Source organism: Nocardia sp. bgisy118, assembly GCF_057708605.1.
Map to the genome: position 1 here is coordinate 185939 of NZ_JBYISM010000001.1, position 15284 is coordinate 201222.

At 70.3% G+C, this 15284-nt stretch carries 15 protein-coding genes and 1 pseudogene; 10 read left to right on the top strand and 6 right to left on the bottom strand.

Annotated features, from left to right (window positions below):
• Nucleotides 1-5: 5 nt before the first annotated feature.
• Together AC3EO7_RS00720 and AC3EO7_RS00725 are read left to right on the top strand one after the other, a co-directional pair.
• Nucleotides 6-815, top strand: coding sequence for a shikimate dehydrogenase (locus AC3EO7_RS00720; RefSeq protein WP_435590315.1), 810 nt, complete (start codon nucleotides 6-8; stop codon nucleotides 813-815).
• 66 nt (nucleotides 816-881) lie between these two features.
• Complete coding sequence (locus tag AC3EO7_RS00725) at nucleotides 882-1355, top strand: B-4DMT family transporter (RefSeq protein WP_431971704.1); 474 nt, start codon at nucleotides 882-884, stop codon at nucleotides 1353-1355.
• A gap of 72 nt (nucleotides 1356-1427) precedes the next feature.
• Here AC3EO7_RS00725 and aroB read toward each other — a convergent pair whose 3' ends face one another.
• From aroB to AC3EO7_RS00745, 4 genes and pseudogenes are all read right to left on the bottom strand, one after another.
• The gene (gene aroB / locus AC3EO7_RS00730) at nucleotides 1428-2549 is read right to left on the bottom strand and encodes a 3-dehydroquinate synthase (RefSeq protein WP_431971703.1); all 1122 of its coding nucleotides are present in this window, start codon (nucleotides 2547-2549) and stop codon (nucleotides 1428-1430) included.
• A 761-nt stretch (nucleotides 2550-3310) separates the two neighbouring features.
• Nucleotides 3311-3829: pseudogene (locus AC3EO7_RS00735) on the bottom strand (shikimate kinase); the annotation flags it as partial.
• Entirely contained in the window at nucleotides 3826-5043 is a 1218-nt protein-coding gene (aroC, locus tag AC3EO7_RS00740; protein WP_431971702.1) for a chorismate synthase, read from the bottom strand. The pseudogene AC3EO7_RS00735 and the gene aroC, both read right to left, overlap by 4 nt.
• Before the next feature lie 362 nt (nucleotides 5044-5405).
• Nucleotides 5406-5858 (bottom strand): prepilin peptidase, encoded by a 453-nt coding sequence (locus tag AC3EO7_RS00745; protein WP_435590174.1) that lies wholly within the window; start codon nucleotides 5856-5858, stop codon nucleotides 5406-5408.
• A 298-nt stretch (nucleotides 5859-6156) separates the two neighbouring features.
• Here AC3EO7_RS00745 and AC3EO7_RS00750 point away from each other — a divergent pair, with 298 nt between their 5' ends.
• From AC3EO7_RS00750 to AC3EO7_RS00780, 7 genes are all read left to right on the top strand, one after another.
• On the top strand, nucleotides 6157-7284 hold the full coding sequence (locus AC3EO7_RS00750; RefSeq protein WP_431971700.1) for a M24 family metallopeptidase: 1128 nt from the start codon (nucleotides 6157-6159) through the stop codon (nucleotides 7282-7284).
• 34 nt (nucleotides 7285-7318) lie between these two features.
• Complete coding sequence (gene efp, locus AC3EO7_RS00755; RefSeq protein ID WP_431971699.1) at nucleotides 7319-7882, top strand: elongation factor P; 564 nt, start codon at nucleotides 7319-7321, stop codon at nucleotides 7880-7882.
• A gap of 99 nt (nucleotides 7883-7981) precedes the next feature.
• Nucleotides 7982-8491 carry a transcription antitermination factor NusB gene (gene nusB / locus AC3EO7_RS00760; protein ID WP_431971698.1) on the top strand — a complete coding sequence of 170 codons (510 nt, stop codon included), beginning with the start codon at nucleotides 7982-7984 and terminating at the stop codon, nucleotides 8489-8491.
• Nucleotides 8488-8751 carry a YciI family protein gene (locus AC3EO7_RS00765; protein WP_435590175.1) on the top strand — a complete coding sequence of 88 codons (264 nt, stop codon included), beginning with the start codon at nucleotides 8488-8490 and terminating at the stop codon, nucleotides 8749-8751. The genes nusB and AC3EO7_RS00765 overlap by 4 nt, the downstream gene beginning before the upstream one ends.
• Before the next feature lie 312 nt (nucleotides 8752-9063).
• Nucleotides 9064-9954 carry a hypothetical protein gene (locus AC3EO7_RS00770; RefSeq protein ID WP_431971696.1) on the top strand — a complete coding sequence of 297 codons (891 nt, stop codon included), beginning with the start codon at nucleotides 9064-9066 and terminating at the stop codon, nucleotides 9952-9954.
• Nucleotides 9954-10640, top strand: coding sequence for a hypothetical protein (locus tag AC3EO7_RS00775; protein ID WP_435590176.1), 687 nt, complete (start codon nucleotides 9954-9956; stop codon nucleotides 10638-10640). Before AC3EO7_RS00770 ends, AC3EO7_RS00775 begins: the two co-directional genes overlap by 1 nt.
• Nucleotides 10619-11494: an inositol monophosphatase family protein gene (locus AC3EO7_RS00780; protein ID WP_435590177.1), complete on the top strand. Its 876-nt coding sequence runs from the start codon at nucleotides 10619-10621 to the stop codon at nucleotides 11492-11494. Before AC3EO7_RS00775 ends, AC3EO7_RS00780 begins: the two co-directional genes overlap by 22 nt.
• Nucleotides 11495-11543: 49 nt before the next feature.
• Here the strand turns inward: AC3EO7_RS00780 and AC3EO7_RS00785 are convergent, their stop codons facing one another.
• Nucleotides 11544-13046, bottom strand: coding sequence for a hypothetical protein (locus tag AC3EO7_RS00785; protein WP_431971693.1), 1503 nt, complete (start codon nucleotides 13044-13046; stop codon nucleotides 11544-11546).
• Between the two features lie 299 nt (nucleotides 13047-13345).
• On the opposite strand from AC3EO7_RS00785, the gene AC3EO7_RS00790 reads away from it, so the two are divergent.
• Entirely contained in the window at nucleotides 13346-13873 is a 528-nt protein-coding gene (locus AC3EO7_RS00790; RefSeq protein ID WP_431971692.1) for an EF-hand domain-containing protein, read from the top strand.
• 83 nt (nucleotides 13874-13956) lie between these two features.
• Here AC3EO7_RS00790 and AC3EO7_RS00795 read toward each other — a convergent pair whose 3' ends face one another.
• Entirely contained in the window at nucleotides 13957-15252 is a 1296-nt protein-coding gene (locus AC3EO7_RS00795; protein WP_435590178.1) for an ArsB/NhaD family transporter, read from the bottom strand.
• Nucleotides 15253-15284 lie beyond the last annotated feature (32 nt).

Here is a 15284-nt window from a genome sequence, read left to right on the forward strand (position 1 = left end):
GCGCCGTGACGGCGCAACGCAAGGCAGCGGTGCTCGGCAAGCCGATCGCGCATTCGCGGTCGCCCCAGCTGCACCTGGCCGCCTACCGTGCGCTGGGCCTGGACTGGACCTATGAGCGCATCGAGTGCGCGGCCGAAGAGCTGCCCGGGCTGGTGGACGGACTCGGACCGGAATGGATCGGTCTCTCGGTCACCATGCCCGGCAAGGAGGCGGCGCTCGCCTACGCCGACGTGCGCACCGAGCGCGCCGTGCTGGTCGGTTCCGCGAACACCCTGGTGCGCACGGCCGAGGGCTGGCGCGCGGACTGCACCGACGTGGACGGCGTGCTCGGCGCGCTGCGCGGCGGAGGCGTCACGGAGATCGCGGAGGCGGTCGTGCTCGGTGCGGGCGGCACGGCCCGTCCGGCGCTGCTCGCCCTCTCCGAACTCGGCGCGCGGTCGGTCACCGTGATCGCCAGGGACGCCGGACGCGCCCGCGGCGCGCTGGAACTGGCCGACGAGCTCGGGATGGCGGCGCGGGTGATCGGCTTCGACCGCGAGGCCGTGCGCGACGCGAGCGCGAGCGTGGGTGCCGTGGTCAGCACGATCCCGGCCGACGCGGGCGCGGCGATCGCCGAGGCCGTCGCGGTCGCGCCCGTCGTGCTGGACGCGATCTACAACCCGTGGCCGACCCCGCTGGCCGCGGCCGTCGAACGGGCGGGGCACACGGTGGTGAGCGGGCTGCAGATGCTGCTGAATCAGGCCTACGGGCAGGTCGAGCAGTTCACCGGGCGCCCGGCGCCGCGCGCCGCCATGGCGGCCGCGCTGGACGCCTGACGGCGGCGAAATTTCTGATACGGGTTCTAGTTCGGTTCCGTGGGGCCTCGCGTTAAGGTGTTCCCCATGAATGCTTGGGTAGTGCGGGCCGTCCTGCTCGGTGCGCTGGTCGTGGCGCTGCGCACCGTGCTCGGATTCGCGATGGTGCAGTGGCCGACGCAGGGCGCGTGGATGCGGATGCTGTGCCTGCTCGCGCTGCTGGTCGTCATCGTCGGCTGGGGTGTGCTGGACGGCCGCAGGGACCGCGTGAAGCATCCCGACCCGGAACGCGGCTCGGACCTGACCATCCTGTGGCTGAAGGCGGCCGTGGCGGGCGGGCTCGGCAGCGGCGCGGTCTCCTGGGCGCTGGATTTCCTGCCTCGCTTCGACCTCGGCGACAACGGCCTGCTGTTCGAACTCACGGCGGGCGCGTCGTTCATCGTCCTGCTGATCTTCATCCCCGGGCTGATCGGTGTGGGCATCGGCCGGATGCTCGCGGGACGGCGCGACGGCAATTCCACGCCCTCGCTCACCAAGAACCCCGCCCCCGCGGGCGCCTGACCCCGGAACGCGAAACAGCGCCCCCGCCGAGATCGGCGGGGGCGCTGTTTCTGTATCGCGTTCTATGGCTCGCTAGAGCAGGATCGCGCCGCCGCTCGGGCTCTCCTCGCGGGCGACAGCCGAGTAGGCCGCGGCGAGCAGGGTCGGATCGGGGCCCTCCAGGCGACCCGGCTTGGCCAGTCCGTCGAGAACGACGAAACGGAGCACGCCGGAGCGGGTCTTCTTGTCGGTCTGCATGGCGTCCAGCAGTTGCGGAAGCGCGTCGGCGTCGTAGCTGGTCGGCAGGCCGACGCTGGCCAGGATGGTGCGGTGGCGATCGGCGGTGGCGTCGTCGAGGCGCCCGGCAAGGCGGCCGAGTTCGGCGGCGAAGACCAGGCCGACGGAGACCGCGGCGCCGTGGCGCCAGCGGTAGCGCTCCCTGCGCTCGATCGCGTGGCCCAGCGTGTGGCCGTAGTTGAGGATCTCGCGCAGGCTGGATTCCTTCAGGTCTTCGGCGACCACGTCGGCCTTGACCTGGATGGCGCGGCGCACGAGTTCGGGCAGCACGTCGCCGGTGGGATCGATCGCCGCCTCCGGATCGCGCTCCACCAGGTCGAGGATCACCGGGTCGGCGATGAAACCGGCCTTGATGATCTCGGCCATGCCCGCGACGATCTCGTTGCGCGGCACGGTCTCCAGCGTCGCCAGGTCGACCAGCACGGCCGACGGCTCGTGGAAGGAGCCGACCAGATTCTTGCCCGCCTCGGTGTTGATGCCGGTCTTGCCGCCGACCGCCGCGTCGACCATGGCCAGCAGGGTGGTCGGCACGTGCACCACCTGCACGCCGCGCATCCAGGTGGCCGCGACGAAACCGGCCAGGTCGGTGGCCGCGCCGCCGCCCAGGCTCACCACGACGTCGTTGCGGGTCAACCCGATGCGGCCCAGCACCTCCCAGCAGAACCCGGCGACGGCGAGGTCCTTGCCCGCCTCGGCGTCCGGAATCTCGACGCGGTGCGCGTCCAGGCCGGTCTCGGCCAGCGCCTTGCGCACGGCCTCGGCGGTCTCGGCCAGCGGCGGCTGATGGAAGATCGCGACCGTGCGCACGCCCTTGGTCGCACCCGTGACCGACTCGACGAGCTCGCCGAGCAAGCCGCGACCGATGATCACCGGGTACGGCTCGGCGGTGCGGACCTGGATACGACTCGGCTCTGTCACTACTGCTCCGATTCTGTTCGTGCCGGTTGCTCGAGTGCTCGCGCGCGGCCGCGGCGAGCGCGGGCGCGCCGGGCGCGGCCGCTGGAAGTGGTCTTCGATGCTGATTCTGCCGCCGCCGGGTGCGCGCTCGGCTCGGTGGGGGCGAGGGACGCGGCGCAGCGGCCGGGCCGGTCGTGCCCGGTGGCGGCGTCGCCGGTCGCCCGCTCCGCGTTCTTCTGCGCCGGAGTTGTCGAATCAGCTTGTCCCGCAAGGGGAACGGCGGCCCCGGGTCCGCCGCCGGGGTTCGGTGCTCCGGCGGGGCGGCACGCCCTGGGGCGGCGGGCTCGACCCGAGCCGGGGGTCGCGCCGGTTTCGTCGGGTCGCACGCCGGAGGTGACGAGCCGGGGGAGCCACGACCTGGTCTCCGCGGCGGGTGCGGTGGTCACGGTGCGGCCCGGTTCGGCCGATGGTGTGCGGGCAGCGGACCGCCTGCGGCGTGGGCGGCGGCGTCCACCGGAAGCCGTGCCCTCGGCGGCGACGGTTGTCGTGCTCGAAGCATCGGACCGTGCGCCAGTCGCCGCCGGTGTGGTCTCCCCGGTTTCCTTGTCGGCCGCGCCGTTTTCCTTGGCCGCCGCGCGCCGGGCGGCCGCGCGAGCCCTGGCCCTGCGGCGGGCTCGGGATCGGCTGCTGCCCTGGCCTTCCGGCGTCCGATCGGCGCCGCGATCCGCCGCGGTGGCGGCATCCGGTTCGGGGTCCGCGCTGGGCGTGACGGGTTCGATGCCCAGTTTGTCCAGGATCATCCGCACCACGCGGCCGGGGCTGCGCCCGTCGGTGCGCACCCGCACCGTGGCCACCTCGCGGTACAGCGGGCGGCGCTTGCGCATCAGCTCCCGGTACTTCGCACCGGGGTCGTCGCCGTTGAGCAGCGGGCGCTGATTGCTCGCGCCGGTGCGCCGCAGCCCCTCGGCCACGCTGATCTCCAGGTACACCACCGTCCGGTTGCGCAGCAGCGCCCTGGTGTCCTTGGACAACACCGCGCCGCCGCCGAGCGAGACCACGCCGCGCTCGGCGAGGATGGCGCGGCGCACCACCCGTTCCTCGATCCGCCGGAATTCCGGCTCACCGTCGGCGGCGAAGATCTCGGGGATGGTGCGACCGGTTTCGCGCTCGATGCCCGCGTCGGTGTCGTACAGGTCGACGCCGAGTTCCTTGGCGAGCTTGCGGCCGATCGTCGATTTCCCCGCCCCCGGCGGTCCGACCAGCACCACGCGCGGTGCGCGCGGGTCGGTCTGCACGATCATTGCGGCCGACTGTCCGCCGGAACGTGCGGGCGGATGCCGATCCGCTTGACGTAGCTGGTGATGTTCTCGACCGTCTCGTTCAGCGAGTCGCCGCCGAACTTCTCCAGCGCGGCCTGCGCGACCACCAGGGCCACCATCGCCTCGGCCACCACGCCCGCGGCGGGCACGGCGCACACATCCGAGCGCTGGTGGATGGCCACGGCCTCCTCGCCGGTGCTCATGTCGACGGTGGACAGCGCACGGGGAACCGTGGAGATCGGCTTCATGGCCGCGCGCACCCGCAACGGTTCGCCGTTGGTCATGCCGCCCTCGAGGCCGCCCGCGCGGTTGGTGGAGCGCAGCACGCCGTCCGGGCCGGGGCGCATCTCGTCGTGGGCCAGGCTGCCGCGCCTGCGCGCGGTCTCGAAACCGTCGCCGACCTCGACGCCCTTGATGGCCTGGATGCCCATGAGCGCGGCCGCAAGCCGGGAATCGAGGCGGTTCTCGCCGCTCACGAACGAGCCGAGGCCGACGGGAAGACCCTCCACGATCACCTCGACGACGCCGCCGAGGGTGTCGCCGTCCTTCTTGGCCGCCTCGATCTCGGCGATCATCGCCGCCTCGGCCTCGGCGTCGAACGCGCGCACCGGGCTGGCGTCGACGGCGTCCAGATCCGCGGCGGTCGGCGTCACGCCGGTGGTGTTGGCGGCGCCGCCGATCGAGACCACGTGCGAGACCACCTCGACGCCGAAGGCCTGGCGCAGGAAGTTCCGCGCCACGGTGCCCGCCGCGACGCGGGCGGCCGTCTCCCGGGCGCTCGCGCGCTCGAGCACGTTGCGCGCGTCGTCGAAGCCGTACTTGAGCATGCCCGAGTAGTCGGCGTGACCGGGCCGGGGCCGGGTCAGCGGAGCGTTGCGGGCCAGATCGGCCAGTTCGGCCGCATCGACCGGATCCGCGGACATGACGGTCGTCCACTTGGGCCACTCGGAGTTGGCCACCTCGATGGCGACCGGGCCGCCCATGGTGCGCCCGTGGCGCACGCCGCCGATCATCGTCACCTTGTCGGCCTCGAACTTCATCCGGGCGCCGCGTCCGTACCCGAGCCTGCGGCGCGCCAGCTGAGCGGAGATCTCCTCGGACGTCACTTCGACACCGGCGACCATCCCGTCGAGGATGGCGACGAGGGCGGGACCATGGGATTCTCCGGCAGTTATCCAGCGCAGCACGTTCTCCATCCTTCCATGTCGGCGCGGTCGGACCCGCATCCGGTCCGCCGTGATCACTGGCACGTCATCGGCGCGAACCCGCGCCCGAGTCCTCTTCCCGAGTATCGCCGCCGGGCCCCGAGACGCACGCCCGCTCGGTGTCGCTCGCCGTTCGCCGCCGCACAGCCGCCGCGACGCGAGCAGCGGCCCGGCACGAGGGCCGCGGGGGCGCGGGCGGTCCGGAGCCCTGTCCACTCGAAGGGCCCGCACTGCGCGCCACCTGGGCGACACCTGTTTCGGCGGATGTGCCCGCGGGCCACCGGGCGAATCGCCGCACCGGCAGGAATGGCCCGGCAACCCGACGAGAATTGCGCACCGTCGGCGACCGTGCCTCACCCGCTGGGCACCGCCACGGCGATCAGCGTCGCCAGGCACATGGACGGGCCGTGCGCCACGGTCTCGGGCCGCACCCGCACCCCCGAGGCGATCCGCCGGCGAACCACGATCACCGATGCGACGCCCGCCGTGAACACCGGCCCTGCGAGCGCCGCCCACACCCACGCCTGTGCTCCGCCCATCCCGGCGGCCGCGCCCAGCCCCACCGCCAGCTTCGCGTCGCCCGCGCCGAGGCAAGCGGGCGCGATGAGGTGCACCGCCAGGTAGGGCGCGGCGAGGAGTGCCGCACCGGCCGCCGCGGCTGTGAATTGTGTTGTGAACAGGGCGTATCCGAAGACGGCGAGGGCGCCCCATCCGGTCAGCGCGTTGGGCAGCCTGCGTTGCCGAAGATCGAAAAGGCTCAGCACCGCACACCATCCCGTGAGCATCGCGAACGCTGTGTATGGCATGTGATCCACCCTCGTTGATCCGCCGGGCGTTTCGCAGCGGTCGATGCGAAATGTGCATAACCGCAGGGCATGTGAACATCGATCGGATCGGATTCGCTCGAAAGCCGAGCGGCCGGGCCCGGCTCGACAGCCGCCGTGGCTCCGCTGGATTCGCTTGGCCGGCGCTGCGGCGGCCGGTCCACGGATACGTCGTTCGCGCCCGATTCGTCCCGTGCGCCCGTCTTCCGTCCGGCCCGCGGAGGTGACGGTTCGGGTGTGGGACTGCCGCACCACCGCGTGTCGGCGGTAGCTTTGATCCATGTCAGCTGATCACGCGGGCCGCGGGCCCGACTACGCGGCGCGCCGCGGTGCGCTGCGCAGTCTGCTTGTGGAGAACGAGGTCGATGCGCTGCTGGTCACCGACCTGGTGAACATCAGGTATCTGACCGGGTTCACCGGCTCCAACGCCACGCTGCTCGTGCACTCCTGGGACATGCGCAACGCCGAGGAACGCACCGTGATCGGCACCGACGGCCGCTACCGCAGCCAGGTCACCGAGCAGGCGCCGGATCTGCGCGCCGAGATCGCCCGCGCCACCGCGCGGCGGATCATGGAGCTGGCGGGGGAGTGGCAGCTCGGCCGGATCGGCTTCGAGAGCCACGTGGTGACCGTCGACCAGCACCGCGGTTTCGTCGAGCAGAAGACCGGCCTGGAGCTGGTGGCCACTCCCGGCCTGGTCGAGCAGTTGCGCATGGTCAAGGACGCGTACGAGGTCGAACAGCTGCGCACGGCGTGCGCCGCGGGCGACGCCGGACTGGCCACGCTGCTGGAGCGCGGCGGACTGCGCCCGGGGCGCACGGAGCGCCAGGTCGCGCGTGACCTGGAATGGGCCATGTACGAGCACGGCGCCGAGGCGGTCGCCTTCGAGACCATCGTGGCCGCGGGCGCCAATTCCGCGATACCGCATCACCGCCCGACCGATGCCGTGCTGGCCGAGGGCGATTTCGTGAAGATCGATTTCGGCGCGGTGGTCGGCGGCTACCACTCCGATATGACCCGCACCTTCGTGCTCGGCCGCCCGTCCGATTGGCAGCGCGAGGTGTACGCCCTGGTGGTGGAGTCGCAGCGGGCCGGGCGCAAGGCGCTGCGGCCCGGCGCGCAGGCGGGCGAGGTGGACGCGGCGGCGCGCTCGGTGATCGAGGCGGCGGGCCACGGCAAGCTGTTCGTGCACGGTCTCGGGCACGGCGTCGGCCTGCGCATCCACGAAGCGCCGGGAATCATGAAAAACGGAACCGGTACACTTCTATCCGGCGTGGCGGTGACCGTCGAACCAGGTGTGTACTTTCCCGGCCGCGGCGGCGTCCGAATCGAGGACACGCTCGTGGTGCGCGAAGGGGGCCCGGAGCTGCTCACCCACACCAGCAAAGACCTGACCGTCGTCGAATGACGCCGGTTACCTGAGAACAGGAGATCCGAAGACAGTGGCGGACACCAGCGACTTCAAGAACGGCCTCGTGCTGAAGATCGACGGTCAGCTCCAGCAGATCGTCGAGTTCCAGCACGTCAAGCCGGGTAAGGGCCCCGCCTTCGTGCGGACCAAGCTGAAGAACGTCGTGTCCGGCAAGGTCGTCGACAAGACCTTCAACGCGGGTGTCAAGGTGGAGACCGCGACCGTCGACCGTCGCGACATGACCTACCTGTACCACGACGGCTCCGACTACATCTTCATGGACGGCGAGACCTTCGACCAGATCTCGATCACCGAGGCCACCATCGGCGACGGCGCCCGCTTCCTACTGGAGAACATGGCCGTCCAGGTGGCCATGCACGAGGGCGCGCCGCTGTTCGTCGAGCTCCCGGTCTCCATCGAGCTCGTGGTGCAGCACACCGACATCGGCCTGCAGGGCGACCGCTCCACCGGCGGCACCAAGCCCGCCACCCTGGAGACCGGCGCCGAGGTGCAGGTGCCGCTGTTCATCAACACCGGCGACAAGCTGCGCATCGACTCGCGCGACGGCAGCTACCTCGGCCGGGTCAACGCCTGATCGCCAGTCGCTCGCGGCGGGAGTGCGCGGCCCGGTGGCGGGACCACCGTGGCGGGCGCTCGTGCCGCCCTGATACAGAACGACGGGGATGATGTGACCGTGGCGGAACAGCCCGCAGACAAGAAATCCACGTTCAAGAAGCTGGGCGCCCGGCACAAGGCGCGGCGTCGCGCCGTCGACCTGCTGTTCGAGGCGGAGGCGCGCGACATCGACGCCGCCGAGCTGCTGGACGAGCGCGTCGACCTGGCCACGAAGGACCAGACCGTCGCCCCGGTGCACGCCTACACCAGGACCCTGGTCGAGGGCGTCGCCGACGACCTGGATCGCGTGGACGGCACCATCGAGTCCTACCTGCAGGACTGGGCGCTGTCCCGGTTGCCCGCGGTGGACCGCGCGATTCTGCGCATCGCCGTGTGGGAGTTGTTCCACGCCAACGACGTTCCGCCGGTGGTGGCCGTCGACGAGGCGGTGGAGCTGGCCAAGGAACTGTCGACCGACGACTCGCCGTCGTTCGTCAACGGCGTGCTCGGTCAGGTCGTGCTGGTCGCCCCGCAGGTGCGCGCCGCCGCGGCCGCGACCCGTGCCCCGCGCCCGGAGCCCGAGGCGTGAACAAGTACCTGGTCATGGTCATGCGCACGCCGCGCTTCGACCCCGCGGTCATCGAACCGCACAAGGAGTTCCTGGACGGGTTGGTGGGACGCGGGCAACTCGTGGAGAGCGGCCGCTTCACCGACGGCACCGGCGGGGCCTACGTGATCCGCGCCGACAGCCTCGCGGCGGCCCGCGAGATCGCCTACGGCGACCCGGTGCACACCACCGGCGCCTCGGAACTCACCGTGTACGAGTGGGAGATCACCGTCTCGGCCTGATCGGCTCCGCCCGATCCGGCTCCCGCCGGTGGGTGTACTGGGCCCGGCGGGAGCCCACCGGGACGTCTGCGGAGTCCCGGGTCGGGGGTGGCGCCCGCCGCCGATATCGACCGTGATCCGGCGCCGGGCACGTCTGTGATCCTGATACCTCGAGTGCGCTCGAGGTCAATAAGGTGTGGCGCGGGTCATGGGCGCCGCGTGCGCGACCGCGCTTGTGCGACTGGCGAATCCGCCGATACGGGTCTCGGCGATCGCTCGCCCCGTCGGCGCGCCTGCGCTTATCCTGGGGGAAACCACAGGGGAGGGCGGTGCATGGCACGGCTGCTGAGCTGGCTGCGGAACAACATCGACGGCGTGGTCGCACTGCTGCTCGCGTTGGTCGTCGGAATTCTCGCGGTGCTCGATCTGATCGACGTCGACCAGGTGAACGCCGTTGTGCTGCTGGTGCTCGGCCTGCTGGCGACCACCTTGCTGCGCGACCGGCACCTGTCGGCGCAGGCGGTGCGCGACGCGTCCTCGGTGCGGTTGCTCTACGGCCCCGAGATCGGGCACGCGCACACGCTGGCCCGGCGCGACACCGAACAGTGGATCTTCAAGGGCGGCACCGGAACCTACATCAGGGCCGTCACATTGCGGGCCTGCGTGGAGAACGCCCGGCGCGAACAACGGCCGCTGCGTATGCAATTGGAGATCCTCGACCCGACCAACGAGCCATTGTGCAAGACCTACGCGCAGTTCCGCTCCTCGCTCACGCCGGAGGCCGACCGCACCGGCGAGCTGTGGACCACCGAGCGCACCCGCAAGGAGGCGTTCGCGACGGTGCTGGCCGCCTGCTGGTACCGGCAGCGGTTCACGTTCCTGACCATCGACGTCGGGCTCTCCTCGGTGATGACCACCTTCCGCTGGGATCTGTCCTCGAGCTGCGTCATCGTCACCCAGGACAACCCGAACACCCCCGCGCTCATGTTCGAGCGTGACAAGCCCTATTACCGCGATTTCAGCCGCGAATTGGTGGCCAGTTTCAAACAGACCCGTCAGGTCCCGCTGAGCCGCAGCGAGGAATTGCCGCTGGCCGACGAGCCTTCCGTCGATCAGGCGCGCGCCCTGTTCGACGCGCTCGGGCTGAGCCTGCCCACCTCCTACACCGACCGCGACGTGGCCGATGTCGTGCGCCGGGCGCTGCAGCCGAGGAATCCGTACTGATGGACGCCCACGCCGAGCTTCGCTCCCTGATCACCGCCGACCGGGCGGGGACCGCGGTGCGCGGCTGGGCGCGCGACTATCTCGCGGGTCTGCTCGCGGGGCGCACGGCGGTGGCCGCGGTGCGACATCCGTTGGGGTTCGCGTGTTTTCCCATCTGGCGCGGGGGAACGCTCGGGGTGTGCCTGCACGTCTGGAGTGCGGACGCGCGGCCGCACCCGACCACCTCGACGATGCACGCGCACAGCTGGGACCTGGTGAGCAGCGTGCTGTACGGCACGGTGATCAACGAGATCATCGACATCACCGCGGACGCTCGGCCGACCCACCGGATCTTCGAGGTGCACAGTGGCGCCGAGGGCGATCTGGTGCGCGCGACGCAGCGGCTGGCGGGCTACCGCGTGCGGTCCAGGGAGTTCTTCCGCGACGGCGACGTGTACACGTTGCGCCACGGCGTGTTTCACGTGTCCGATGTGCCGGGCGCCGCGGCCACCCTGGTGCTGGGCGAGTACCGGCCCGGGGAACCCGATCTGTCGCTCGGCCCGCTCGGCGGCGACGATCACTGGGTGCACCGCGTCACGTGCACGGAGGCGGAGACCGGTGCGCTGGCCCGGGCCGTCCTGAATCGATTGACCGACCAGTCCCTGCCCGAAGACCTGGAGGAGCGATGCGACCCGGCAACACCGTGAACGCGGCGCCGAACGCCGCCGTCGTCGACCTCGCCGCCGCCGTCGCGATCGCCGCGGCCGCCGAGGCGGGGCGCGCGATCCGGGCCGGATTGGGCGGCGCGCTGGACGTGCGCCCCAAAGGCGGCTCCGGCGACCTGGTCACCGTCCTCGACCTGCGGTCGGAGGCCGTCATCGTGGACCGGCTGCGCGCCGCGTTCCCCGACCACCGCATCCTGGCCGAGGAGTCCGGCCTGCTGGACGGCGCGGACGAGGCGTGGTGCTGGGTGGTCGACCCGCTCGACGGCACCAACAACATCGCCGTCGGCCTGCCGGTGTACTCCATCGGAATCGCCCTGTGTCACTACGGTGTTCCGGTGTTCGGCGTCGTGCACGAGCCGACCACCGGGCGCACCTGGTCGGCCAGGCGCGGGTACGGCGCCACCGGTCCGAAGGGTCCGCTGCACCAGCGGCAGACACCCCCGCCGACCGCCGGGCCGACCTTGGCCTGGCTCCAGGGTTATCCGGTCGCCCGCACCGACCCGACGGCTCGCGCGCTGCGCCTCACCCTGGAATCCGGTGCACGGCGGCTCATCCAGCTGTGGTCGCCGCTGCTGTGCTGGATCATGTTGAGCCGCGGCGATATCGACGGTTTCGTCGGCTATCGCGCCGGTGTGGTCGATCTGCCCGCGGGCAGTCTCATCGCGCGGGAATCCGGCATCGCCGTCACGGGCTTCGACGGCGAGCCGCTCGACGACCGGATCGATCCGTCCGGCCAGGAGGTCAGTTTCCTCGCCGCGCGGCCGGACGTGCTCTCCGACCTGACGCTTCTGGTGAAGTCGGCGGCCGACGTCACCGTGACCGGTCTCGGCGGCTAGGCCGGGACCCGGCCCTAGCCGGAGCTGACGGCCGAGTCCCGCCACGAGCTCACGCGACGTCGAATTTGTTGGCGCGTGCCACCGCCAGCGACCGCCAGAGCTGCGCCTCCATCGAATCGAACACGTGGTCCACCACCTCGAGGGCGATGCGTAGTCCCTCGGCGGAAAGCCGTGCGGGCGGAACGCCGTCCACGTCACCGCCGGTGTTGGCGCCGACGTCCGGCGCATCGTGTCGGCCGCTGAGGTAATCGAGACGCAGTCCCGTTTCCTTCTCGACGGTGGCGGCCAGGTGCCGGGTGTGCAGGAAGAACTGCTCGCCGGTCGATTCCAGCGCGGCCATCATCCACCAGCGAACCGCCGGGTCACGATAGCGCTGGGCGAGCTTGACGAACTCGATCATGTTCTCCCGGTGCAGGTCCATGTCCTGGTCGAGGAAGAGGAACTCCAGCGTGTCACTGGCGGTATGCCCCAGCAGCGTATCGAGATCCAGTGCGTCCCAGTCGGACAGGAACAGGTCACTGTGTGCGGATAGCCGCATGGCCCAGGCGTTCACAGCCTCCTGCGCCGCGTTCTGTGGGTCCGCGTACGACATGGCGTATCGGTTCAAGTCGCGGTAGCCTAGGATGTCCATCACCCACATCGGAATGAAGCGCCTGAGTTTCTGCGCAGGCGACAGGCCGTTGTCCTCGCGCAGCCAGCTGTAGAAGGGATGGGCGGCGACCTGCGCCTTGCGCTGCGACAGCAGGCGAGCGACCTCGGCCTCTCGTCGGTTGCCCGCGGTGATCGTCAGCGGCGGTGCGGTCCACTCGGCCTGCGCGCGGGTCCTCTCCCGAGTGCGACGCGGGACCGTTCGAGTGTCGACATAGGTGCGGCCGTAGTACAGGAATCCGTCGAAGATGCGCTCGAAAATGTCGAACATGCGGTTGCAGAGGTCTTTTGCCTGCCCGCGCCGGTCCGGATCGAGCACGGCTCCTTCGAACACGCCTTCGGTGTTGGCGACATGCCCGGACTCCAGGCCGAGGTGGTAGGGACCGAAGTAGCGGTAGTTCAGACCGGTTTTGTCGGCGAGCATCGCGGCGATCGTGGCGGTGTTGCCGAGCATGACGTGTCCGGTCGCCTCACCGGCCTCGGAGTGCCCGAACCGAATCAACGCATCGTCGCCGTCTTCGACCGCGAGAGACACGAACTCGACCCCACTGCGTCGGAAGACTTCCTGATCGGGGGAGAGGAACAGCCACCACAGTGCGTCGCTCGCGGTCCAGCGCAGATGCTCGTCGAGTTTCAGTTCGCGCCAGTCCTCGAGGAACATTCGGGAGTGCCGCTCGTCCTCCTGGGTTCCGAGATTGATGACCCATTCGAATTCGTCGCGCACCGTCGGGAAGCGCAACACCCACCGGTTCATATCCCGGAATTGCATCACGAAAAATGCCGCCATCGGCGCAAATTTCAGCCGGTCCTCGATCGCCACGGAATCGCTGTGCAGCCACTCGAAGAACTCGTGCTTCCGGATCCTGGCCTGCCGGCTGTCACGCAGGGCCATTACCTCTTGCATGGGCCAGTCCCTTCGGTAGGGGATTTCGCTTCGGCTCTCCTGGGCGCTCGGCGCGTGAAACGAGCTTGTCGTCGCCGCGTTGCCGGACAACGATGCCGGCGGACCAGCTGGGCAATGCCGGCGCCAGTGTATGCACCTGAGCAGGCACTTTCGGGATAACTCGCCGTCACGAGCCGGGTCGGCCGCGCCCGGCGCATCCATGGTCTTTCCCTTGACCAAGCAACACCCCGAGGGTTCAATCGATCTTCGTCAGCGACCGCACAAGCGACTCGCGACACCTGACATATGGGAGTGGTGACATGACGACAGCACAACCCGTTCAGGAACGACTTTCGGCCAGGTTCGACCTTTGGGACCGCGACGGCAACGGCCGACTCGAGCGTGAAGACTTCGAATCCGAGGGACGCCGGATCCTCGCGGCGTTCGGGGAATCCGAAAACTCACCCCGAGGCCGCGCCGTCATGAATGGATACAACGACCTCTGGAACTACCTCTCGAAAAAGGCCGGCTCGACCGAATCGATGTCGCGCGAACAGTTCGAAAGTATCGGGGCGGGGATCATCGGCGGCGGCGCCGCGGAATGGGCCGCTACGGTACGACCCCACATCATGGCGATGGTTCAGCTCTGCGACGCCGACGGCGACGGGCAGATCAGCCCGCCGGAGTTCGCCAGGTGGTTGCAGGCGATCGGTGGCGACGCGGATGCCATGGACGCCTTCCACCAGATCGACGTGGACGGCGACGGGTACCTCTCGATCGACGAATTGTGCGCTGCGGTAAGGGCGTACGCCGAGGGTAAGCTCGACGCTCCGCTGCTGGGCGTCTGATCGTCTGTCTCGTCTCGGACCAAGTGCTTCGAGCGGCGCACCATGCGCTGGGAGCACTTGGTCCGACTGCTGTGTGCTGCCGCTCAACCGGTGACGAGCAGCGCGGCGACCGCGCTCGTAGTGGCGAGCAGCGCGAGTCCTAGCCCGGTCAGGACGAATCGCTTCATCGGGACGCGCACGCCGTGCGTGCGGCAGAACTCGAGGCAGAGCAGCGTCGCCAGCGACGCCCACGGCGTGACGACCGGGCCGACGTTGGTGCCGATCAGCAGGGCGAGCAGTTGATCGCCGTTCTCCGGCGGCACCACCGCCTCGCCCGCGGTGTAGGCGGGCAGATTGTTCGCGACATTGGACAGCGCCGCGCCCGCGGCCGCGGCGCGGAAGGCGCCTGCAGCGCCCACGTCGTCGCCGATCAGCGTGTGCATCACGTCGGAGAGGCCGAGGCGGCTCAGCGTCGGCACCACCAGGAAGAGTCCCACCACGAAGACCAGCAGCCGCCACGGAATCAGCGAGAAGCGCAGCGCCGACCGGTCGAACAGCGCGAAGGCGACGACCGCGATCGCCGCGGCGAGCACCGCCGCGATCTCGATGCTCTCGCCGAGGATCGGTATGGCGACGATGAACAGCAGGCACGCCCCCGCCGTCGCGTACAGCAGCGTGCGTTCCTTCGCGTCGCGCGGGCGGACCGGTTCCGGCGGAATGTAGCGGTCGCTGCCGCGGCGGTCGCGCCGCCAGAACCAGATCCACAGGCACAGCATGGTGGCGGCGATCGAAACGAGCTGCGGCGCCCACATTCTCGCCGCGAACTCGGTGGCGTGCAGCGCCACCCGGTCGGCGGCCAGCAGATTGGTCAGGTTCGACACCGGAAGCAGCAGGCTCGCGGTGTTGGCCAGCCACAACGTGGTCATCGCCAGCGGCAGCGGCGGGATGCGGGCAGGCCCGGCCAGCGCCAGCACGACCGGTGTCAGCAGCACCGCGGTGGTGTCCAGATTGAGCAGGATGGTCGTCGCCGAGGCGAACAGCACGCACAACGCGAACAGCGCCGCGTAGTTCCCACCCCCGAGGATCGCCACGCGGTGCGCGATGACATCGAAAACCTTCGCCTGCCTCGTCAATTCGGCCAGCACGATGACGCTGCCGAGGAAGAGGAGCAGCGGACCGATGCGGCGCATGTTCTCGGCCGCCTCGTCGCCCGGCAGCAGGCCGGTGAGCACGCACAGCAGCCCCGCCGCCAGCAGACCGAGCCGCACCCAATCCAGGACGCTGAGGCTTCGAAGCGCGGATCGGACGCCGAGCCCCTTGCGCGGGCGGTCCGCCGCCGCCACATCGGGCGACGACGTAGGGCACGGCGCGGAGTCGACGTGATCGGGCACGTAACTCATCATGGCATCCGGCGCGCCGCGGCACCCGCATC